25 protein-coding genes are annotated in these 21941 nt (G+C 44.8%); all 25 read right to left on the bottom strand.

Features of this window, described 5'->3' with window-relative positions; genetic code table 11:
• Window positions 1–211: 211 nt before the first annotated feature.
• The 25 genes from spo0A to papA all read right to left on the bottom strand — a co-directional run bounded on the left by spo0A (window position 212) and on the right by papA (window position 21940).
• Window positions 212–1015: a sporulation transcription factor Spo0A gene (gene spo0A / locus DIC78_RS19315; RefSeq protein WP_010334880.1), complete on the bottom strand. Its 804-nt coding sequence runs from the start codon at window positions 1013–1015 to the stop codon at window positions 212–214.
• A 275-nt stretch (window positions 1016–1290) separates the two neighbouring features.
• A complete protein-coding gene (gene spoIVB, locus DIC78_RS19310; protein WP_024122004.1) occupies window positions 1291–2568 on the bottom strand; it encodes a SpoIVB peptidase in 1278 nt (425 codons plus the stop codon).
• Window positions 2569–2742: 174 nt separating this feature from the next.
• Window positions 2743–4473 (bottom strand): DNA repair protein RecN, encoded by a 1731-nt coding sequence (gene recN / locus DIC78_RS19305; protein WP_069487198.1) that lies wholly within the window; start codon window positions 4471–4473, stop codon window positions 2743–2745.
• Between the two features lie 35 nt (window positions 4474–4508).
• Window positions 4509–4958, bottom strand: coding sequence for an arginine repressor ArgR (argR, locus tag DIC78_RS19300; protein ID WP_010334883.1), 450 nt, complete (start codon window positions 4956–4958; stop codon window positions 4509–4511).
• Window positions 4959–5054: 96 nt separating this feature from the next.
• Complete coding sequence (locus tag DIC78_RS19295) at window positions 5055–5900, bottom strand: TlyA family RNA methyltransferase (protein ID WP_127696779.1); 846 nt, start codon at window positions 5898–5900, stop codon at window positions 5055–5057.
• On the bottom strand, window positions 5897–7798 hold the full coding sequence (gene dxs, locus DIC78_RS19290; RefSeq protein WP_024122007.1) for a 1-deoxy-D-xylulose-5-phosphate synthase: 1902 nt from the start codon (window positions 7796–7798) through the stop codon (window positions 5897–5899). The genes DIC78_RS19295 and dxs overlap by 4 nt, the downstream gene beginning before the upstream one ends.
• 177 nt (window positions 7799–7975) lie before the next feature.
• Window positions 7976–8866 (bottom strand): polyprenyl synthetase family protein, encoded by an 891-nt coding sequence (locus DIC78_RS19285; RefSeq protein WP_127696778.1) that lies wholly within the window; start codon window positions 8864–8866, stop codon window positions 7976–7978.
• Window positions 8856–9110, bottom strand: coding sequence for an exodeoxyribonuclease VII small subunit (locus DIC78_RS19280; protein WP_024122010.1), 255 nt, complete (start codon window positions 9108–9110; stop codon window positions 8856–8858). The genes DIC78_RS19285 and DIC78_RS19280 overlap by 11 nt, the downstream gene beginning before the upstream one ends.
• Window positions 9107–10453 (bottom strand): exodeoxyribonuclease VII large subunit, encoded by a 1347-nt coding sequence (gene xseA, locus DIC78_RS19275; protein ID WP_127696777.1) that lies wholly within the window; start codon window positions 10451–10453, stop codon window positions 9107–9109. The genes DIC78_RS19280 and xseA overlap by 4 nt, the downstream gene beginning before the upstream one ends.
• Before the next feature lie 138 nt (window positions 10454–10591).
• Window positions 10592–11443, bottom strand: coding sequence for a bifunctional methylenetetrahydrofolate dehydrogenase/methenyltetrahydrofolate cyclohydrolase FolD (gene folD, locus DIC78_RS19270; RefSeq protein WP_024122012.1), 852 nt, complete (start codon window positions 11441–11443; stop codon window positions 10592–10594).
• Between the two features lie 11 nt (window positions 11444–11454).
• A complete protein-coding gene (gene nusB, locus DIC78_RS19265; RefSeq protein ID WP_024122013.1) occupies window positions 11455–11850 on the bottom strand; it encodes a transcription antitermination factor NusB in 396 nt (131 codons plus the stop codon).
• Between the two features lie 264 nt (window positions 11851–12114).
• A complete protein-coding gene (gene yqhY, locus DIC78_RS19260) occupies window positions 12115–12522 on the bottom strand; it encodes a fatty acid biosynthesis protein YqhY (RefSeq protein ID WP_010334891.1) in 408 nt (135 codons plus the stop codon).
• A gap of 20 nt (window positions 12523–12542) precedes the next feature.
• Window positions 12543–13895, bottom strand: a complete 1353-nt coding sequence (gene accC, locus DIC78_RS19255) for an acetyl-CoA carboxylase biotin carboxylase subunit (protein ID WP_010334892.1) — start codon at window positions 13893–13895, stop codon at window positions 12543–12545.
• Window positions 13896–13906: 11 nt separating this feature from the next.
• A complete protein-coding gene (gene accB, locus DIC78_RS19250) occupies window positions 13907–14389 on the bottom strand; it encodes an acetyl-CoA carboxylase biotin carboxyl carrier protein (RefSeq protein WP_024122015.1) in 483 nt (160 codons plus the stop codon).
• A 152-nt stretch (window positions 14390–14541) separates the two neighbouring features.
• Window positions 14542–15192 carry a stage III sporulation ratchet engulfment protein SpoIIIAH gene (gene spoIIIAH / locus DIC78_RS19245; RefSeq protein ID WP_024122016.1) on the bottom strand — a complete coding sequence of 217 codons (651 nt, stop codon included), beginning with the start codon at window positions 15190–15192 and terminating at the stop codon, window positions 14542–14544.
• Window positions 15193–15882 (bottom strand): stage III sporulation protein AG, encoded by a 690-nt coding sequence (spoIIIAG, locus tag DIC78_RS19240; protein WP_010334895.1) that lies wholly within the window; start codon window positions 15880–15882, stop codon window positions 15193–15195.
• Entirely contained in the window at window positions 15875–16495 is a 621-nt protein-coding gene (gene spoIIIAF, locus DIC78_RS19235) for a stage III sporulation protein AF (RefSeq protein ID WP_044154638.1), read from the bottom strand. The genes spoIIIAG and spoIIIAF overlap by 8 nt, the downstream gene beginning before the upstream one ends.
• 13 nt (window positions 16496–16508) lie before the next feature.
• The gene (spoIIIAE, locus tag DIC78_RS19230) at window positions 16509–17708 is read right to left on the bottom strand and encodes a stage III sporulation protein AE (protein ID WP_069487194.1); all 1200 of its coding nucleotides are present in this window, start codon (window positions 17706–17708) and stop codon (window positions 16509–16511) included.
• A gap of 18 nt (window positions 17709–17726) precedes the next feature.
• Complete coding sequence (spoIIIAD, locus tag DIC78_RS19225) at window positions 17727–18122, bottom strand: stage III sporulation protein AD (protein ID WP_081638335.1); 396 nt, start codon at window positions 18120–18122, stop codon at window positions 17727–17729.
• A gap of 12 nt (window positions 18123–18134) precedes the next feature.
• Complete coding sequence (spoIIIAC, locus tag DIC78_RS19220; protein WP_003153142.1) at window positions 18135–18341, bottom strand: stage III sporulation protein AC; 207 nt, start codon at window positions 18339–18341, stop codon at window positions 18135–18137.
• 22 nt (window positions 18342–18363) lie between these two features.
• The gene (gene spoIIIAB / locus DIC78_RS19215; RefSeq protein ID WP_024122020.1) at window positions 18364–18879 is read right to left on the bottom strand and encodes a stage III sporulation protein SpoIIIAB; all 516 of its coding nucleotides are present in this window, start codon (window positions 18877–18879) and stop codon (window positions 18364–18366) included.
• Window positions 18873–19796, bottom strand: coding sequence for a stage III sporulation protein AA (gene spoIIIAA, locus DIC78_RS19210; RefSeq protein ID WP_024122021.1), 924 nt, complete (start codon window positions 19794–19796; stop codon window positions 18873–18875). The genes spoIIIAB and spoIIIAA overlap by 7 nt, the downstream gene beginning before the upstream one ends.
• A gap of 75 nt (window positions 19797–19871) precedes the next feature.
• Window positions 19872–20153: a YqhV family protein gene (locus tag DIC78_RS19205; RefSeq protein ID WP_010334901.1), complete on the bottom strand. Its 282-nt coding sequence runs from the start codon at window positions 20151–20153 to the stop codon at window positions 19872–19874.
• A gap of 143 nt (window positions 20154–20296) precedes the next feature.
• Window positions 20297–20854, bottom strand: coding sequence for an elongation factor P (gene efp, locus DIC78_RS19200; protein ID WP_024122022.1), 558 nt, complete (start codon window positions 20852–20854; stop codon window positions 20297–20299).
• Between the two features lie 24 nt (window positions 20855–20878).
• On the bottom strand, window positions 20879–21940 hold the full coding sequence (papA, locus tag DIC78_RS19195) for an aminopeptidase PapA (RefSeq protein WP_106020086.1): 1062 nt from the start codon (window positions 21938–21940) through the stop codon (window positions 20879–20881).
• Window position 21941 lies beyond the last annotated feature (1 nt).

Genomic DNA, 21941 nt, shown 5'->3' with positions numbered 1-21941 from the left:
TGTTTGAATTGACACAAAGCGAAAGGATAAATATAGCCATCAGCAGCCCGTACTTTTCACACATTTTCGATCACTCCAAGCGTATAAACAAATATTCACCCATCTACCGCATTCATTATAACAGATTTATCCAAAAACAAAACGCCTCCTATTTATCAGCGGAAACCAATAAATAAAAGACGTTTGATTTAAGTGCTTTTGCTGATCATGCTTAAGAAGCCTTATGCTCTAATCTCAGCTTATCCGCAACCATCGCAATGAACTCTGAATTTGTAGGTTTTGCCTTCGTCATGCTGACTGTATAGCCGAACAATGAGGAAATGGAATCAATATTCCCTCTGCTCCATGCCACTTCAATCGCGTGGCGGATCGCTCTTTCTACACGGCTAGCGGTTGTGTTGAATTTTTTGGCGATGTCCGGATAGAGGACTTTTGTAATACTGCCGAGCAGTTCGATGTCGTTGTACACCATTGAGATCGCTTCACGCAGATAGAGATAGCCTTTAATATGTGCAGGGACGCCGATTTCATGGATAATGCTTGTGATGCTCGCGTCGAGATTTTTCCTTTTTGGTTCAGGCTGGCTGCTGCGTATAATGCTGCTTTGTGATGACGGCGCGCGATGCGTCACACTGCTGGCATTTCCGCTGACCTGGCGAATATGGCCGACAAGGTTTTCCATATCAAACGGTTTGAGAATAAAGTAGGACGCTCCTAAATCGACGGCCTTTTTCGTGACATCTTCCTGCCCGAAGGCTGTCAGCATGATGACGTTTGGCTGTTTTTTCAGATCGGATTCTCTCAGTCGCTCTAAAACAGCAAGTCCGTCCAAATGAGGCATAATAATATCCAAGACGAGCACATCAGGATCTTTTTCTTTAAATAGCGACAGGCATTCCTGTCCGTTATAAGCAACTCCGATGACTTCCATGTCTTCCTGTCCTTCTATATATTCACTCAACAGGCTTACCAGCTCTCGATTATCGTCAGCAACACAAACTTTAATTTTCTCCACGTTTCTTCCTCCCCAAATGTAGTTAACAGGATTCCACCTTGCTACATGTTTACATTCGACAAAACCGCTATATACCCTCTAAAAAAAATCATAACTAACAATAATAGTGGCATATCTTCGTTATTCTATGTTTTTCTCTATTTTTCGACTAAAAATGAAATTTGACAAATAAGGAAACGTGAATTTGTCGAAAAATCTTCTTTTGTTCATTTTAACGTATGTATGATGAGAAGTGAAGAGGGAGAAAAGCAAAAAAACTGCCGGAGATCCGGCAGTCAGCTTGCTTTTTCTTTTCCGTAAATATCGATTCCTGCTTCAGACAGCATCCATTCAATATGCACACCGTAACCGCTTGTCGGGTCGTTGACAAACACATGGGTGACAGCGCCGACGACCTTTCCATTTTGAATGATTGGGCTCCCGCTCATGCCTTGTACAATGCCGCCTGTTTCCTTCAGCAGTCTCGGATCGGTAATTTTTAAGACCATTCCTTTTGTAGCCGGAAATTTTTGCGGTGTCGTGCTGACGATTTCGATATCAAATTTTTCTACTTTATCATCATCAATGACCGTTAAGATTTCCGCAGGCCCTTTTTTCACTTCATTTGAAAAGGCAACCGGCAGCGCCTTATCTGATATTTTGTTTTTAATCGGCTGATGTAACGTGCCGAAGATTCCAAATGGGCTGTTTCTGTTAATGTCCCCGATCGTTTTGCGTTCAGAGGAAAATCGCGCCAGTTTTTCTCCAGGATTTCCGCCTGTCCCTTTTTCAATTGATGTCACAGTCGATTTGACAATTTCTCCATCTTCCACGACGATTGGTTTTTTCGTATCCATATCGGAGATCACGTGGCCAAGCGCTCCGTATTTTTTTGTTTTCGGCTCATAAAAAGTCATCGTGCCGATGCCCGCGGCAGAATCCCTGATATATAAACCGATTCGGTATTTGCCTTCAGCTTCATCCTTTTGAGGAATCAGCTTTGTTTTGATCTTCTGTTTATCACGTTTGATCAGCAAATCAAGTGACTCTCCGGTGTTTCCCGCCTTTTGAATAAACGGGGCAACATCATTCATTTTTTCAATTTTCTGTCCATTCATCTCAATAATAATGTCGCCTGCTGTAATACCTGCCGATTCACCAGGGGATTTTTTCCCTTCGCTTGTGTTAATTTGATGAAATCCGACGACAAGGACTCCCACGGAATGAAGTTTGACACCGATGGATTGCCCGCCCGGTATGACTTTTAAATCCGGAAGAACTTGCACTTTTGTTTTTTTGATTGGAAATCCGGCAAGATCATATACTAATTCTGACTGGCCTGATTTTTTGCCTGTGACTTTGATTTCATGCGGGTCTTTCTCAACTGTAAACGCTTCTGATGATTTTTCCTGGGCGTTTACCGATAAACTCGTTTCAATGGCTTGTGTTTGGGTTTCAAATACTCTCATTTGCGTTGGAATCAGTAAATACTCTTTTAATGGTTTGCATAAACCTACACTTAATAACGAAACAAGGAGAATTAAACCTATTGCTTTTCTGATGTTATCCGGCATTCACTACTTCACTCTCCTCGCTCCTACCCCACACCTTCTTTATGAATTGCTGCTACATCATTACTTTTGCCTTCTCAGCCCTTATTTATAACTGTCTTATAAAGAAAAACATTGGATATACTGATGAACGAATGGATGTGTATACAAAAAAATAAGCTGCGCATATCGCGCAGCTTACCCAGTTGTTTTGACTTGATCCGCTTGTTTTAACAGCTCTTTCGCATGGCGTTTCGTCAAGTCTGTGACTTCGACTCCTGCTATCATGCGTCCGATTTCCGTCACCTTCTCTTGTTTAGTCAGCGGCTTTACACGCGTCGTCGTTCTTCCGTCTTTTAATTCTTTCGCAATGTAAAGATGGGTATCGGCCATGGCTGCTACCTGAGGCAGGTGCGTAATGCATAGCACTTGTGATCCCATCGATACTTTGTGAATCTTTTCAGCAATAGCCTGAGCGACCCTGCCGCTTACGCCTGTATCTACCTCGTCAAATATAATCGAGGTAACGTCCTGCTGTGAGGAAAAAATGCTTTTAATGGCAAGCATGACCCTCGACAGCTCTCCGCCGGAAGCGACTTTAGAAAGAGATTTCAGCGGCTCGCCCGTATTGGTGGAAATTAAAAACTTCACCAGATCAATCCCTTGTTCAGTGAGCTGAACAGGCTGTCCGTTTACGACCGGCGCTTCCTCACCGCGGGTCGCCGTTCTGACCTTAAACTCCGTATCGAAAGTCGACTTTTCCATATATAAGCTTTTCAGTTCACGATGGATTTCCTCAGCCAGCTTTTTCGCCCACGTTTTTCGGATTCGGGAAACGTTTGCCGCTTCCACTGCAACATCTTTACCAACCGAATCCAGCTCCTGCTTCAGGCTTTGCAGATGGCTGTCTCTGTTTTCAATTTGATCAATCTCTTCTTCAATTTTAGAAGCATATTCTAAAATATCCTCAACGGTTGCCCCGTATTTCCGCTTCAGCTGCTTGATCTCATTAAGACGCGTCTCAATAAAATTCAAGCGCTCCGGGTCATATTCAAGCTCATCCAGCATATTTCTCATCTGAAATGTAGCGTCCTCTAAAAGGTAGTAGGAGTTCGAAACACTCTCAGAAAGTTTTTGCAGCGGTTCGTTAATATCGGATAAATCTTCAAGCTGAGACGACGCCATTCCGACCCAGTCCAGACCGCCCTGCTCGCTGCGCAGCGCGTTATAAGCATTTTGCAGTGATTCAAATATTTTCTCGAAATTTGAAATTTGCTGGCGCTCTTCTTGCAGCTGCTCATCTTCGTTCAGTTCGAGCTTTGCTGATTCGATTTCTTCCAGTTGAAATTGAATCAGATCAAGCCGGTGTGCCATTTCCTGCTCACTTTCAGAAAGCTGCTTCAACTTTTTAAGCAGCTTCATATATCGCTGATAGCCTTCCTGATACGCTTGAAGTGCGCTTTCCACTTCGGCTCCCGCAAACTTGTCCAAAAGCTGAAGATGGTTTTCGTCCTCCATTAACAGCTGGTTATCGTGCTGCCCGTGAATATCTAATAAAAGCCTGCCGATTTCTCTAAGCGACGCAATCGTTACAAGTTTGCCATTAACCCGGCATACGCTTTTTCCGTTCGTGCTGATATCCCTTCTCATGACGATCATTTCATCTGAAACGTCAATCCCCTGTTCAGCACAAACGTCAAAAACGGGATGGCCGCTATCTAACAGAAACAGCCCTTCAAGCTCGGCTTTTGTTTCTCCATATCTGACAAATTCAGATGAACCGCGGCCACCGACCAAAAGTGAAATGGCATCTATGATGATGGATTTGCCGGCTCCGGTTTCTCCTGTTAAAACCGTAAGCCCGCGTTCAAAAGAAACCGTCAGTTCCTCAATAATGGCAAAGTTTTTAATCGATAATTCAGCTAACAAACAGCATTACACCTCTTATCTTTGTTAGATTTCCTTTACAGCAGCTCTAGGAGCCGGCTTTTTACGCCGTCGGTATCTTCAGGAGTCCGGCAAATTATTAAAATGGTGTCATCTCCGCAAATGGTCCCCATAATTTCGTCCCAGTCCAGATTGTCCATAAGCGCTCCGATTGCCTGGGCATTGCCCGGCATGGTTTTCAGCACAATCATATGGCTTGCTGAGTCTATTTTCACAAAAGCATCCATCAGTGACCGTTTCAGCTTAGACAGCGGATTGAAACGCTGGTCCGCCGGTAGGCTGTATTTATATGAGCCGTTATTTGTCGGCACCTTCACAAGGTGAAGCTCTTTAATATCACGTGAAACCGTGGCTTGTGTCACCTTGTATCCATCCTGCTTCAGCATGTCGACCAATTCATCTTGGGTTTCGATTTCATTGCTTGTAATGATTTCTCTGATTTTGATATGCCTCTGGCCTTTGTTCATGTAAGCACCTCTATTTCCAGCTTATCTGTTCTTATATGGTATATGATTCTCCGCAAAAAGTACATGAATGCAGAAAAAAGGAATAATAGCGCCCTATTATTCCGGTACATCTGCTTTTTTTTCTTTTAACGTCTTATGTGCTTCTTCCACTATACGGCTGATTTCCTCCTCAGGCAAACCTGCACCTTCTTGACCTTCTCCCAGCCAGTGCAAATGAAGGAGAAATTCAATATTTCCGTCTCCTCCCGTAATTGGAGAAAATGACAGGCCTTTGCAGATATAGCCCTCGCCAGCCGAAAAACTGACCATACGCCGCAGGACATCCGCATGCACCTTCGAATCTCTGACAATGCCTTTTTTGCCGACAGATTCCCGGCCTGCTTCAAACTGAGGCTTGACAAGCGCAATACAATCGCTGCCCGGTACAAGCAATGTTTTTAAAACGGGCAGGATCAGCCGAAGTGAAATAAAGGATACATCAATCGTAGCAAACTCCGGCATGCCTTTTGTGAAGTCTGCCGGAGTCGCATAACGGAAATTCGTGCGTTCCATCACGACGACGCGTTCGTCCTGTCTTAGCTTCCACGCAAGCTGATTATAGCCTACATCCACCGCGTACGACTGTTTTGCGCCGTTTTGCAGAGCACAGTCTGTAAAGCCGCCGGTGGAGGAACCGATATCAATCATAATTTTGTCCTGAACAGAGACAGGAAATTCTTTCAGCGCTTTTTCAAGCTTTAAGCCGCCTCTGCTCACATATTTCAGCGGGTTTCCTTTGATGGTCAACGGAAGCTCGCGGTCAATTTTTTCTCCAGGCTTGTCCAAGCGGTTTTCATTCGAATACACGATCCCTGCCATAATGGCCCGTTTCGCTTTTTCCCGCGTTTCCGCAAGCCCTCTTTCCACTAGTAATACATCTAATCGTTCTTTCTTAGCCGTCATGATCCAATTCCTTTATGTGTCTTCGGCGGTGCCAGCAATCGAATTCGGTCTGCCACCTGCTGTTTCGTTAATCCTATTTCTTCAAGAAGCGCCGTTACGCTACCATGTTCTATAAATCGATCCGGTATGCCCATTCTGTCGATCGGCGTATGATACATTCCCTGATCATGAGCGAATTCTAAAACCGCGCTTCCGAATCCGCCTTCTAAGACCGCTTCTTCAATCGTTAGAATCGGCAAGCCTTCATTTAGTATATCCTTCATCATCTTTTCATCAATCGGCTTAATGAATCGCGCGTTGACGACGCGTACGGAAAGGCCTTCTTTTTGCAGCTCTTCAGCAGCTTCAAGCGCCATTTCAATTGTTGTTCCAAATGTTAAGATGACCGCGTCGCTACCCGGACGCAGCACCTCCCACGTGCCGATTGGGATCGTTTTAAGCTGTTCATCCATTTTGACGCCGAGGCCGTTTCCGCGCGGAAAACGCATGGCGATCGGACCGTCGTCATAGCTGAGCGCTGTATGAACCATATGCTGCCCTTCATTTTCATCCTTTGGCATCATTAAGACCATATTTGGAATGTGGCGCATAAACGCGATATCAAATACGCCTTGATGCGTCTCGCCATCTGCACCGACTAATCCGGCACGGTCAATTCCGATAAACACATTGGCGTTTTGACGGCAGATGTCATGAACAACCTGGTCATATGCACGCTGCAGGAACGTTGAATAGATAGCCAGAAACGGCTTCATCCCTTGTAATGCCATAGCGGCGGCCATTGTAGCGGCATGCTGCTCTGCAATTCCGACATCGAACATTCGGTCAGGAAATTCCTGCGCAAAGCCTTCAAGCTTCGAACCGACAGGCATTGCCGGTGTTATCGCCACGATTCGCCCGTCCTCACGTGCCATTCGCTGTACTGTGCCGCTGACAAGGCTGCTCCATGCAGGCGCTGCGGCTTTTGGTTTTACAAAGTCACCTGTATTAATTTTATATGGGCCGGTTCCGTGCCACGTACCGGTCGTATCGGTTTCAGCAGGTTTGTACCCTTTTCCTTTTTTGGTGATCACATGCAGCAGGACAGGGCCTTTTGTTTTTTTAGCGTATTGAAGATTCTCAATCAGCTCATGATAAGAGTGTCCGTCCACAGGGCCTAAATAAGTAAATCCGAGTTCCTCGAAAAACATGCCTGAGACAAGCATATACTTCAGGCTGTCTTTGACACGTTCTGCCGTGGCGGCAAGCTTGCCCCCAACAGCCGGAATCTTCTTAAACAGGTATTCAAGTTCATCTTTCACCCATTGGTATTTCCCGGCTGTTCGCAGCCGTCCGAGCATGGAATGAATAGCACCGACATTCGGAGCGATACTCATTTCATTATCGTTGAGGATAACAATCATGTCTTTTTTCTCGTCACCGATATGGTTCAGCGCTTCAAGCGCCATTCCGCCGGTCAGCGCACCATCACCGATAATCGGAATGATAAACTCATCCGTTCCTTTAATATCGCGAGCGGCCGCCATCCCCATCGCACCTGACAAGGAAGTTGAACTGTGACCGGTTTCCCATACGTCATGTTCGCTTTCGCTCCGCTTCGGGAATCCGCAAAGCCCTTTATACTGACGAAGGGTCTCAAATTCTTTTCCCCGTCCCGTCAGCAGCTTATGGACATAAGACTGATGGCCTACATCCCACAAAAACTTGTCTTTCGGGCTGTTAAATTCCTTATGCAATGCAACGGTAAGCTCAACGACACCCAAATTAGGGCCAATGTGACCGCCAGAAGCCGATAAAGTCGTAATCAGAAACTGACGGATTTCATCACTTAATTTCTCTAATTCATCAATGGACATGTTTTTTAAAAACGACGGGTCCTGTATTGATAAAAGATCCAAAGCGGATCAACTCACTTTCAGCATGAATTTCTGCATTGATATATGTCTTAAATGCCGAGCTGAACTCAGATCATTTCTCAGGCATAAAAAAAGACAAACGCGCTCTTCCTTTTGATTTTCATCGAAACTGCTTACATTTTACCATATGTCGTGCAGCCGCTTCAAATAAGGATCGTTTTAGTGGTCTCTTGCCGCAATTAAATCACAAAGCTCATACAAAAGGTCTTTTTGAAGAGAGAGCCCGTCGATCAAGCGCTTTGCTTCTTTTATGTGACCGTCCAATTTCTTTTTGGCCCCTTCCAGTGACAGAAGTGACGGATAAGTCGATTTGTCGTTCGTTGTATCCGAGCCGACACGTTTGCCGATTTTCTCTTCACTGCCTTCTACATCTAAAATGTCGTCTCTGATTTGAAAACCGATTCCAATGTGGCTGCTGAAGACGCGCAATGTTTCAATTTCTTCCTCAGGCGCATCCGCCAAAATAGCGCCGGCGATGACGCCAAAACCGAGCAGTTTGGCTGTTTTCCGTTCATGAATGGATTCAAGTTCTTCAAGCGTGACCTGACGGTTTTCTGCTTCCATATCGGCGATCTGCCCCCCGACCATGCCCTCGGTTCCCGCTGCTGAAATCAGTTCATTCACAAGACGAAGCCGCTTTTCTGCGGATACTTCGTCTGACACATGTGATGTAATCAGCTTAAAGCTTTCCGTAAGCAGCCCGTCTCCCGCTAAAACAGCCGTGGCTTCACCAAATACTTTATGGTTTGTCGGCTTTCCGCGGCGCAGATCATCATCATCCATGCAAGGCAGATCATCATGAATTAATGAATACGTGTGAATCATTTCAACAGCGCACCCGACTGGGATACCGTCTTTTTCACTTTTTCCGTACGCATTCAAAACCGTCAGCACGATGAGAGGCCGCAGCCGTTTCCCTCCGGCCTCAAGGGAATACAGCATAGATTTTTTTAATGAATCCGGGATATTAAGGTTTTCTGTATATACAAAGAGCTGTTTTTCAACCGCTTTTTTACGCTCCGCCAGAAAGCTAGCTAATTTATTTGTCACCTTCGTCTTCCTCCTGAACACTAAAAGGTGCCAGTTCGCCGTCTTCTTTTAAAATGAAGTCCATTTGCTTTTCTACTTTTTGAAGCTTTTCATGGCACATTTTTGAAAGAGCCATTCCTTCTTGAAAGTAGTTAATTGCTTGCTCCAGAGGCACATCGCCTTCTTCAAGCTTTGATACAATGCTTTCTAAGCCTTTCATCGCTTCTTCAAACGTCATGCTTTCATTTTTTTTCATGTCTGTCATTTTTCTTCCCCTCTCTTATTTAATACTTCACAGGTCAGCACGCCATCCTTCAGCTTTACCTCAAGCTGGTCTTTCTCTTCTATCTGACTGACGCTTTTTATGAGTTCATCTTCTTTATAAGCCAAGCTGTATCCTCTTTCCATAATTTGAAGGGGACTTAGCGCGTTCAGCTTGCCAAGAACGGTTTGAAACTGAGAATGCAGCTGCTTGATTTGGATATTCATATTTTTTTTCAGCTGATTCGTCTGATCCTCATACCGTTTTCTCGCCTGTTTCAGCTGTTCATGGGGATGCAGCGCCTCTAATCTGTATGTTTCGCGCTCAAGCTGTCTGCTTTTCCGGTCCAACAGCGCGGTAAGCTGAGCTTGAAACTGCTGGTATGCAAGGTCAAACTGCTGCTCTTTTTGCTCAAACAGCCGCTTAGGAAAGCGAAATGCATATGAGGATTGAAGTGTTTGAACCCGTTCTTTTTTTTGGATGAGATGCTGCTGCATCGCTCTTGTCATTCTGACTTCCGCCGTTTTCGTCCGTTCAATTAAATCAGTGGTATGGGGCACTGCAATCTCAGCTGCTCCTGTAGGTGTCGCCGCTCTGATATCCGCAACAAAATCACTGATGGTAAAATCCGTCTCATGCCCGACTGCCGAAATGATCGGTATGTTGGAAGCAAAGATCGCACGCGCTACGATTTCTTCGTTAAACGCCCACAGTTCCTCAATCGATCCGCCGCCTCTTCCGACAATTAATACGTCGCACGCCTGTTTTTCATTCGCCTCTTCAATGCGCCTAACGATTGATCTGCTCGCATTTTCACCCTGAACGAGCGCTGGAAGAACAATGACTTTTACAAGGGGATATCTTCTTTTTAGAGTTGTAATGACATCTCTGACAGCAGCACCTGTGGGTGATGTCACAACCCCGATTGTGGCTGGAAATGCGGGGATTTGTTTTTTGTAGCGTTCGTCAAATAAACCTTCTCCGGCTAGCTTCTTTTTTAATTCTTCATACGCTAAATAAAGCGCTCCGACCCCGTCAGGCTGCATTTCTTTTGCATATAATTGATAGTTTCCGCTCGGTTCGTATACGGAAATTCCGCCTCTCACCAGCACTTTCATACCGTTTTCAGGTTTAAAAGGAAGACGCTCGCTCTGTCTGGCGAACATGACCGACTGCATCCGGGCGTTTTCGTCTTTTAACGTGAAGTAAATATGGCCTCTCGTGTGTATCTTTACATTCGATAATTCGCCTTTAATCCAAATATTTTCAAGGTGAGGATCTACATCGAATTTTCGTTTTATATACTTTGTCAGCGCTGAGACAGTAACATACGCTGTTTCACCCATGTCTCAAACTCCTCTCGTAAGCATTCCTGCACCATAACTAAAGAAAACCCGCTCTGGCTTAAGGAGCCTGAAGAAGCGGGTATCGTGCTCATTATCCAGAGGCAGGGTTTTAGCCTGTCTCTGAATATCTCCAAAGATCTATGATAACGTACGTTTCGCAGATTTAACAGTATTATGCGCAAGCATCGTGATGGTCATAGGACCGACTCCGCCCGGAACAGGTGTAATAAAGGATGCTTTTTCCTTCGCACCTTCAAACTCAACGTCTCCGCAAAGCTTTCCGCTTTCCAAACGGTTAACGCCGACGTCAATAACGATGGCGCCTTCCTTCATCTGGTCAGCAGTGATGAAGTTGGCTTTACCGACCGCCACCACCAGGATGTCCGCTTTTTTCGTATGTTCAGATATATCTTTTGTTCTTGAATGACAGTATGTCACTGTCGCGTTTTCATTTAATAAAAGCTGGCCGACAGGTTTACCGACAATATTGCTTCGGCCGACTACAACAACCTCTTTACCGGAAAGGTCAATATTGGTTTTCTTCAAAAGCTCAACAATTCCGTGCGGCGTGCAAGGAAGAAATGTATCTTCGCCAAGCAGCATTTTCCCTACATTTAACGGATGAAAACCGTCTACATCCTTATCAGGAGAAATACGTTCAATCACCGCTTTTTCAGAAATATGGTCTGGAAGCGGAAGCTGAACGAGAATTCCGTGAAACTCAGGGTCTTCATTGTATTTGTCAATAATCGAAAGCAGTTCAGCTTCTGTGAGGCTGCTGTCGAATTGATCAAGCTTAAAATTCATGCCCATTGTTTCTGCTGCTTTTTTCTTTCCCCGCACGTAAGAATGAGAAGCTGGGTCATCTCCAATCAAAATAACCGCCAGGCCGGGAGTGACGCCTTGCTTTTTAAGCTCTTCTACTTCTTTTGCCAATTGTTCGCGTTTTTCTTTTGCCGTTTCTTTTCCGTCGATGATTGTTGCAGTCATTTTCTTTCCTCCTATGATTGTTCAATATCAGATTTAATGTTAGAAAGAACCCCGTTTACAAATTTTGTCGCTTTGTCATCTCCAAACCGTTTCGCCAGCTCAATCGCTTCGTTCATGGAGACATTTACCGGAATGTCTTCGGCATATGCCATTTCGTATGCTGCCAGACGCAAAATAGCACGGTCAACATTGGCAATCCGGTCAAGCTTCCAATTCACCAGATGTTTCGAAATCATTTCATCCAGCTGAACCTGGTGTTCAAGTACACCGTATACAAGCTTTTCAAAGAAAGGATCTGTCTTTTCTTCATCTAATGCGTGTTCAATGGCTTCATTCACTGCAATATCGCTGACATCAATTTGAAATAGTGCCTGCAAAGCTTTTTCTCTTGCTGTTCTTCTTTTCATTTTCTTTCTCCTTTGATCCTCTTTATCCGCTTGTCGTTAAGCCATAAAGAGATCATAACATATTTTTTTCGTATCCGCATATTGAAATCAAGGTTTTTCGACCCTATTACCGAATATTTTTACACACCTTCATATGATCATTCGGATTTCACGATCATGAAGAAACTCGGCTGCCTCGAGCCGGCTTTCTTCATGCTTTGAAATAAAGGGTAACGTGTAAAAAAACCAAAGGGCCGCCCTCCCCTTGGTTTTCTGTTAAGCCATTTACATTTCTTCGTCGATTTCGACTTCCTGGGCTTTTGTGTCAAATTGAATGCCGACGATGTGAATATTGATCTCGTTAATTGAAAGAGACGTCATATTTAATAAGGTTTGACGAATGTTTTCCTGAACGGCCGCTGCGACTTTCGGAATGGAAACGCCGAATGCGACAACACAGTAGACATCGATCGTAATTCCGTCATCCGCCAAGTCGACTTTTACGCCTTTGCCGTGGTTTACTTTGCCGAAGCGCTCGACGACCCCTGTCGCAAAGTTCCCGCGCATTTCAGCAACGCCGTCAACTTCAGAAGCTGCGATACCCGCAATCACCTCAATGACTTCCGGCGCGATCTCAACCTTACCTAAATGCGTGTCTTCATGATCCATTTTAAGCAAGCTGTTGTCTTTCATTCAATTCACCTCCGTAAAAATTATGAGCCCATTACATCATATGTTTCTAAAAACTTCGTATTAAACTCTCCGCTGACAAATGTTTCGTGTTCAAGCAGTTTGATGTGGAACGGGATTGTTGTTTCTATGCCTTCGATGACGAATTCGCTTAATGCGCGCTTCATGCGGGCAACCGCTTCATCTCTCGTTTTTCCGTATGTGATTACTTTCGCAATCATGCTGTCGTAGTACGGAGGGATGGTATAGCCCGGATACGCGGCTGAATCTACACGGACACCTAAACCGCCCGGCGGCAGATACATTTTAATTTCACCAGGTGACGGCATGAAGTTTTTGCTTGGGTTTTCCGCATTAATTCGGCATTCGATGGCCCAGCCTTCAAATACAACATCTTCTTGCTTGAGGCTGAGTTCCATTCCTGATGCGACTCTGATTTGTTCCTTAATCAGGTCTGTTCCTGTCACCATTTCTGTGACCGGGTGCTCTACTTGAATTCTTGTGTTCATTTCCATGAAGTAGTAGCGCTGTTCTCTGTAGTCATAAATAAATTCAACTGTGCCCGCGCCTGTGTAGCCAACTGCTTTTGCAGCCTTAACCGCTGCTTCACCCATCTGCTCTCTGATTTCTGAATCAAGCGCAGGAGATGGTGATTCTTCCAAAAGCTTTTGAAGGCGTCTTTGAATCGAGCAGTCGCGTTCGCCCAAATGAATGGTATTTCCATAATTATCGGCAAGCACTTGGATCTCAACATGACGAAAATCCTCTATGTATTTTTCGATGTAAACTCCAGGATTTCCAAATGCAGTTGCAGCTTCCTGCTGAGTAATCTTAATGCCGTTAATCAATTCCTCTTCGGTGCGCGCAACCCTGATTCCTTTTCCGCCTCCGCCTGCGGTGGCTTTTATAATTACAGGATACCCAATTTCATTAGCCAGCGAAACCGCTTCTTCCACATTTTCTATAATTCCTTGTGAACCTGGAACGATCGGCACGCCCGCCTGTTTCATCGTCTCCCGCGCAACGTCTTTTGTTCCCATTTTTGAAATGGCCTCAGCGCTAGGTCCGACAAACGTGACATTCACTTCTTCACATAATTCCGCGAAGTCGGCGTTTTCAGCTAAAAATCCGTATCCTGGATGGATAGCATCTGTGCCGGTAAGCTTGGCGACACTTACGATATTTGTAACGTTTAAATAGCTGTCTTTTGATGCTTTCGGTCCGATACAAAAAGCCTCATCAGCCATTTGCACATGCAGGGCATCTTTATCAGCTTCTGAATAAACAGCGACAGTCTCAATGCCGAGCTCTTTGCAGGCTCTGATGATTCTGACAGCAATTTCTCCTCTGTTGGCGATCAATAGCTTTTTTATCATGTTAAGTCTCCTTACTCTGCTTTTACAAGAAATAGAGGTTGTCCATACTCAACCAGCTGGCCGTTTTCAACTAATACTTCAACGATTTCGCCTTTTACTTCCGCTTCGATTTCGTTGAATAGCTTCATTGCTTCCACAATGCAGACAACTGTGTTTTCATTTACTTTAGAGCCTGCAGTTACATAAGGACCGGCTTCCGGTGATGAAGAAGCATAAAATGTTCCCACCATCGGCGATTTGATTTGATGCAGGTTTTCATCTTGTTTCGGCGCCTCTTGTGCAGGTGCCGGCGCTGCTTGCTGCGCTTGAGGCTGTGCCGTTTGCGGAGCCGCTGCTTGTACAGGTGCTGCCGGTGCTTGCTGCATCACTTGCACAGTACCCGCTTCGTGTTTTTTCAGTTTTAGGGAAACACCTTCATTTTCATATACGAATTCATCAATTGAAGATTCGTCAATTGTTTTAATCAGCTCATGGATTTCTTTAATGTTTAACATTCCATCGCACTCCTATGTATTGAAATTTCTTTTTTATAGGTTACTACTAAAAGTACATACTATGTTTATCTTACAGGAGCGGACTTTTGAATTCAACTCTAATATGATTGGCATGCAAAAAGCCCGCGTTTCAGCGGGCGGTTGTTCATTAACTATTTGGAAGGCTCAAATGTGACAGCAACGTCTTTCATCGTTTTAATTTCTTTGGCAACAAGGTCTATGATGGCTGTAGCTTTAGATTTGGAGTGTTTGTCAGACTTGACTGTGATGTTGATTTTGTCTCCTTCCGCATTTACGAGGGCATCTTCATAGCCTTGTGTTTTAATCAGTGTTTCAAGCTGTTTTTCTGTTCCTTCCGCTTCACTGAGGGCTGTCATTTTATCATATGCTTCGCTCTTTTCCTTTGCTGTTGCATCGTCGCTGGATACGATCGCATTCAGTTCTTCCCTTTCCTTGCTTCTGGCATCCTCTAAATCAAGGCGGTACGTTGTGAAGAGATCATCATCGGCGGTTTCGGTCACAACTGTTCCTTTTTCACTCGCTTCAGCGGAAGTTTCTTTGTCTGATGAAGAATCTTTCGTACCCTTTGTTCCGTCTTCTTTCTCTGTTTCAGCACCGTTTTTTTCCTTTGTGTCTTCCTTGGCAGGTGTTTTTTCAGTTGCTACCTCACCGCTGTCTGACGGGCTTTTTTCACTTTGCATCTGCACCGCGTTTTTACTTTCCGGCGACATGATATAATAAACACTTAACACCACAACAAGACTGAGCATTGTTAACAGCCAAACGGTTTGTTTTTTGAGCATTTATGAATCCTCCTTTATTTTTTTAGGGGCAACCGCAACCCGGTGGCTTGGAACATCCAGGACCCGTGTCACCGCTTCAATAATGGTTTGTTTTATTTGAACGTTGTCCACTCCTTGAGCAACAACGAGTACACCGCGTATATCAGGTTTTTTCGTTTGAACGACAACAGGGGTTTCTTTATCCCCATTCCTGATCATGACGATTTCTTCCTCTGATGTTTGATCCGTCACACTTCTAGTTCCGCCTTCTTTGTCTGTTTCCTCAGTTGTTGTATTTTTGCTTGATTTGTTTTTTTCATAAACCTTCAGTGACGTTGCGTCTACATTGACCACAACCGAGACATCCTCCACGCCGATAATGGTTTCAAGAATTTCCTTCAGCTGGTTTTCATATTCTTTTTCATAATCGCCAATAGAGTTTTTAGGATCATCAGATTTAGAGGCTTTAAACACTTCAGCTGTTTTCTCTTTGCTGTCCGCCGAATCAGCTGAAGCCGGTGCTGTTATGGTCTGGGCGTTTTCCGTTTTCTCCGGTGAAGAAAAGAGCTGGCTGACAAGCATAAAGGAGACGCCGAGAACAAAAACGAACAGAAAGTAATGATATTTGGTCAGCTTCGGTTTTTCGCCGTCCTTCGATTGCCCCGGAAGAAACTGCTTTTTCAATACGTTCCATAATCCGTTTTTATTCATTGCCGATCCTCTCCCCGCCTTCCATATGAACCGTAATTTTCTCACTGCCGATTTCCCAAATGTCCGCAAGCTTTGTCTCAATCTGTTTAGCTTCTTTTTGTTCCGCTTTTTCTTTCGTGACGTATGCATGATCCGTATTAATGTCGATCGGCGCGACCGTTTGGACCGTTTTTTCAGAAGACGGGGCCATATACACGCTGATTGTTTTGATATCCTCTTCTGAATCTACTTTTTCTCCTGCCGTGATCTTGATTTGGTCTACTTTATATTCGTCATGACTGAACATCTCCTCCGCTTTCTTTTTTAGTTGGACAGCCATTTCTTCTAAAATATATGCGCGCTGGGAAGCTTGTATTTCTATTTTTTTTGAATTGATCTGATTTTTTATTTCGGCAGATTCCGATTGCCCGTTTTTTGTGAGGTATTCAAAGATGACTTCGGGGTCTGTTTTGAAAAGCTTAAAGATTGGAGTAAGCATGACGACGATCAGCAGCAGGCTGACTACCATTTTTGCGTACTTTTGCATGCTGGAGCTCGGCAGCAGCATATCAATCACGATTGCAAATAGGATAAATAAGACGATGCTGGTAAGCCATTCAGTTAAAAAACTCATCCGTCAGCCTCCTTTATTTCATCATCATCGTGAGGTTTCCGGCAGTAATAATGACGGTAAGGCTTAAAAAAAACATGAGAGACACAATAGCGAGAGCCGCAAAAATATAAATGACGCTTTTGCTGATGACATCGAGACAGGTAATGACCGGACCGCCGCCGAGCGGCTGGAGAATCGCGGCTGCCAGCTTGTAAATAAAAGCGAGAGAAAGCACTTTGATTGCCGGGAAAGCCGCAATACAAATCAAAATGGCGACACCTAGGATTCCTACCGTATTTTTCAGCAATAAGGAAGCGCTGATCACCGTATCCGTTGCGTCAGTAAACATTCTTCCAAGAACAGGGATGAAGTTACCGGTAATAAACTTAGCCGTCCTGAGCGTAATGCCGTCTGTCACTGCCGCCGAGGCACCCTGCACAGAAATGACGCCGAGAAACACAGTGAGAAAGACTGCCAGCGCTCCGATGGCAATATTTCTGAGAAGATTGGATAGCTGCGTTACTTTGTATTGTTCAGTCATTGTACTGACGATGCTCAGAATTGCTGATAAGAAAATCAGCGGCATGACGATATTTTGAATCAGCAGACCGCTCGTATTCATTAGAAAAAGAATAACAGGATGAAAGAAGGCCGCAGATACAGCTCCTCCAGAGGAAGCCAAAAGCGCCAGCAGGAGAGGAATGAGAGCCAAAATAAAACTGGTCATCGTCTGAATCGCCTCTGTCGCATAATTGATCGCTACATGAAAGCTGTTCAGTGCAAGGATAATCAGCACCATATAAACAATTGCGTAGGCAACCTTGCTGACTGTGCTTTGCTGAAATGCATTTTGCAGAAGCTGAAGAATGACGCAAAAAATCGTTAGCAAAATCAACGTGCCGAGAAGCTTTCCATTGGCAAGCACTTCATGAAACAAATAAGAAAAGAGAGCCTTCAGCCATTCTTGCGGTGAAAAAGATTTATCGCCGTTTATAAACTCAAGCAAACTTCCTTTTTGACTTTCCGGCAGAAGCCCGCCGTACTCCGTCATTATGTCATTCCAAAATTCACCGATCTTGTCTGTTTCAAGCGACTCTGCCGTTTTTTCAGCCAATTGCTCCGGTGTTTCGGTATGTTCTTCTGTTTGGACCGAATCGTCTGCTGCTTGTACAATTTCTGTGCAGCCGAATACGAGCAGCACCGCAAGAACCAACGCCCATCGAAAACGCTTCAATCTGCCGCCTCCTTTCGGTTATGACATGGAAGGTATAAGTCCGAGAATCGTTTCAATAATCACGGTTAAAATAGGAACAGCCATAACGAGAATCAGAATTTTCCCCGCCAATTCTATTTTCGAGGCGATGGCCCCTTGACCGGCATCCTTGGTGAGCTGCGCCCCGAATTCAGCAATATAGGCGATTCCGATAATCTTTAAAATCGTTTCAACATATACCATGTTGACATTGGCGTTAACGGCTATTTTTTCAATCATTCTGATAATGTCGTAGATTTGATCTACCAAATAGAGAAAAATAACACATCCGGCAAATACGACAATTAAAAAGGCAAATGTCGGCTTTTGTTCTTTTACGATCAAAGAAAGGAAGGTGGCGATCAGCCCTAAACCTACAATTTGAACAATGTCAATCTGTAAGCCCCCCTATCCTTGAAATAAAAACACAGCTTTTATCTTTTTAAAGAGGTCATCCACAATGGTGGCGACCATAAATAAAATATAGATAAAACCTAACAGCGTCACCCACTGGGCGTATTCTTTTTTTCCCATCTGATCCAAAATCGTGTGTAAAAAAGCGACCACGATTCCCACTCCGGCGATTTGAAAAATGACATTAACGTCTACTCCCATTTTATTTTTGCTCCCCTCACGTTTACATCAATAGAAGAATGAGTAACAAGCCCGCTAAAAAGCCTAAACTTTTTATCATCTTTTCATTTTTCGCTTGTGCCTGCTCAGCATCCGCTTCTGATGCCTCTAAGTGTGTAAGTGCCAGCTTGATATGTTTTTGCTGTGAGATTCGATCGTGAATCCCAAGCGTCTCGCCGAACTGCTTCAGCACATCATATTCGGCTTTTTTCAGTGACATGTTGTCCCACACTTTTTTTAAGCTTTGCTCCCATGCCGTTTTAGCGGAATCACTGCCTTTCTCCAGCTGTTCGCTAAAACTGAGAAACAGAGCCGAAACAGGCTGTGCAAGCTGTTTTGCGATCTGCTGCGAAGCGGTGTGAAGCGGTGTATGGCCGTACATAATTTCCGCCTCGAGAGATTGGAGCGCCGCACGCAGCTGACGGATTTGCCTTGGCCGTTCTGTATAAATTTTCGCCGTCTCGAAACCTGTCCATGTTGTCGCAGCTACAATGAATACAGCGCCTAACAGCTTCAGCATGTTTTCACGTCCCTCGTTCCAGAAAGCACGTTTCCGTCTTTGTCATAAATACGGCTTACCGTGCCCGGCCCCTTCGTTCTGGATAATTCCAAATAGCGGTCAAAGGCTTTTTCTTCCCACAGACGCTTTAATGAAGGCCGCTTCATCAGATCAGAAATACTCCAGCCATGCGCGGATACGATGACCGAAACACCGGCATGCAGCGCCTCGAGAAGTGCTTCTGTATCCTCCGTTCTTCCGATTTCATCAACAATTATCACCTCGGGACTCATTGACCGGATCATCATCATCAGCCCCTCAGCCTTCGGACAGGCATCTAACACGTCAATTCTCTGTCCGAATTGATGCTGCGGAATGCCGCGCAGGCACCCGGCAATTTCCGACCGTTCATCGACAATGCCTGTCTTTACGGGCGGAATGCGGTTCTTGCCGCTGCTCGCAAGTCTGGCAATATCACGAAGCAGCGTTGTTTTACCGGTTTGCGGCGGACCGATAATCAATGTATTCAGCCAGCCGTTTTGATGCAGATAAGGCAGCAGCGGTTCTGCAATTCCAAGCTTTTGCCGGGCAATTCGTATATTAAAAGACGCAATGTCGCGGAGGCCCTTCACCCCTCCGTTTTCTGTAATGACTCTGCCTGCAAGTCCGACTCTGTGGCCGCCCCTGATGGTGACATACCCTTTCTTCAGCTCTTCTTCGAGCGTATACATACTATAATTGCTCAGCCGGCTGAGGATCAGGTGGGCATCCTCGGCCGTGCCCGCATAGGACAAAAAAAGAGGTTGTCCTTTTCGTATCAGTTCAACAGGGCGGTTAACCCGAATTCTGATTTCTTCGATTTCCAGCCATTGATGTTCCGGTATTTCAGAAAGGGCGTTTTTCATGGATTCAGGGAGAACGTCAGCAATTTCATTCAACAGAGTCTCCTCCTTTCTACCGATCGGCTTCTTTAAAATGTATGATGTGAGGCAGACTTTATGACAAGCCTCTCTTTATTTGTGGACACCCGCTAAAATCAACACGACACCCGTAAAAATCAAGATCAGTTTTGCATATGACAGCTGCCCGGCAATTTGGTAGATTCCCACAGTCATGGTGATGATAAAAATCAGCGGACCGACAATAGCAAGAATGCTGTTGACCACAACCGCTTTGCGGACATCATTTGTCACAAGCATCACAATCGCGGCCGTCAGCTCAATCATGGAGGATAAAACTCGCAATCCGGCCATTGTCAAAACAGTAGAATTGATATTTCCAAGAAAAAATTTCATAGCACTCTCCCAACCTCCCATTTTTTTATATGATATGCTCTAGCTGTCGGAAGTAGTCTTGCCATTTTCGTATAAAAGAAAGATTCTGTTTTTGCGCACAAAAAAAGCCTGCTCCCAATTGGGAACAGGCCTCTTTTTTCTCCTTACGCTCTTGAAACGTAAGAACCATCTGATGTGTTGACTACAAGAGTGTCGCCTTCATTGACAAAGAACGGCACGTTTACAACAAGACCAGTTTCGGTTTTCGCAGGTTTTGTACCGCCTGATGCCGTATCACCTTTAATACCAGGTTCAGTCTCTACCACTTTCAGCTCAACCGTGTTCGGAAGTTCGATACCGAGTGTTTCATCTTGGTACATCATGATGTGTACAGACATATTTTCAAGCAGATATTTTAATTCCTCTTCAATTTGAGTTTCACTCAGTTCAAGCTGTTCATAAGAACTTGTATCCATGAATACGTGCTGGTCTCCGTTTGCATATAAGTATTGCATTGTTTTTGTTTCGATTTGCGCTTTTGCCACTTTTTCACCAGCACGGAATGTTTTTTCCTGAATCGCGCCAGTACGCAGGTTGCGAAGTTTAGAACGGACAAATGCCGCACCTTTACCCGGTTTTACGTGCTGGAAGTCAACGACGCGCCAAATGCCGCCATCCACTTCGATTGTTAATCCTGTACGGAAATCGTTTACTGAAATCATGTTTAATGTCCTCCTATATTCCAATCACAAAATAATGAGTTCTTTTGGGGAATGGGTAATTGTCCGGTTGCCGTTTTCTGTAATCACGATGTCATCTTCAATTCGGACACCGCCTGTTTCTGGTATGTAAATGCCCGGCTCCACTGTAACCACCATGCCCGGTTCAAGGATAGCTGAAGATCTGACGGACAGCCCCGGCGACTCATGAACTTCCATGCCGAGCCCATGCCCGGTTGAATGGCCGAAGTACTCGCCGTAGCCTTTTGCAGCGATATGATCCCTAGTCAGGGCGTCAGCCTCTTTGCCTGTCATGCCCGGCTTAATATGTTCGACGCCGAGTGCCTGAGCATCAAATACGACCTGATAAATTTCTTTCAATTGATCACTAGGCTGGCCTACAGCGACCGTTCGGGTAATGTCAGAACAATATCCTTTATAGTAAGCGCCAAAATCCAGCGTAACAAGATCCCCGCTCTCAATCAGTTTGTCACTTGCCACTCCATGGGGAAGGCTTGACCGAAGGCCCGAGGCGACAATCATATCAAAAGAAGAGCTGTCCGCTCCTTGGCTTCTCATATAAAACTCCAATTCATTGGCAACAGCTATTTCAGAAATGCCGGGTTTCATAAACGTCAAGATATGGCTGAAAGCATCATCTGCAATCTTCGCAGCTTCCTCTAATATCTTAATCTCTTCATTAGACTTAATCAAGCGCAACTTTTCCACGGATTCAGCCACAGGCACTAATTCAGCCTCACTGACAACCGCGTTGTAGGACGCGTATGTGCCGTAGGTCATCCTGTTTTGTTCAAAACCGAGGCGTTTGATGCCGAACTTTTCAATTGTGTCGGCAGTGGTTTGAATCAGGCTGCCGCCGTGCTCAATGATTTCAAAGCCCTTTACCTGAACCTTCGCCTGCTCCGTATAACGGAAATCTGTAATAAACGCAGCCCTGTCTCCGGATATGACAGCTAAGCCCGCTGACCCTGTAAAACCGGTCATATAGCGCAAATTGATGCTGCTTGTAATCAGCATTCCGTCTATCCCCAGCTGTTCGAACAAGTTTCTTAATTTCTCAAGTTTCATC

The organism is Bacillus halotolerans (assembly GCF_004006435.1).
In the GTDB taxonomy this organism is placed as follows: Bacteria; Bacillota; Bacilli; order Bacillales; family Bacillaceae; genus Bacillus; species Bacillus halotolerans.
Note: the sequence above shows the minus strand (reverse complement) of the source record. Positions and strands in the feature narration are given on the sequence as shown.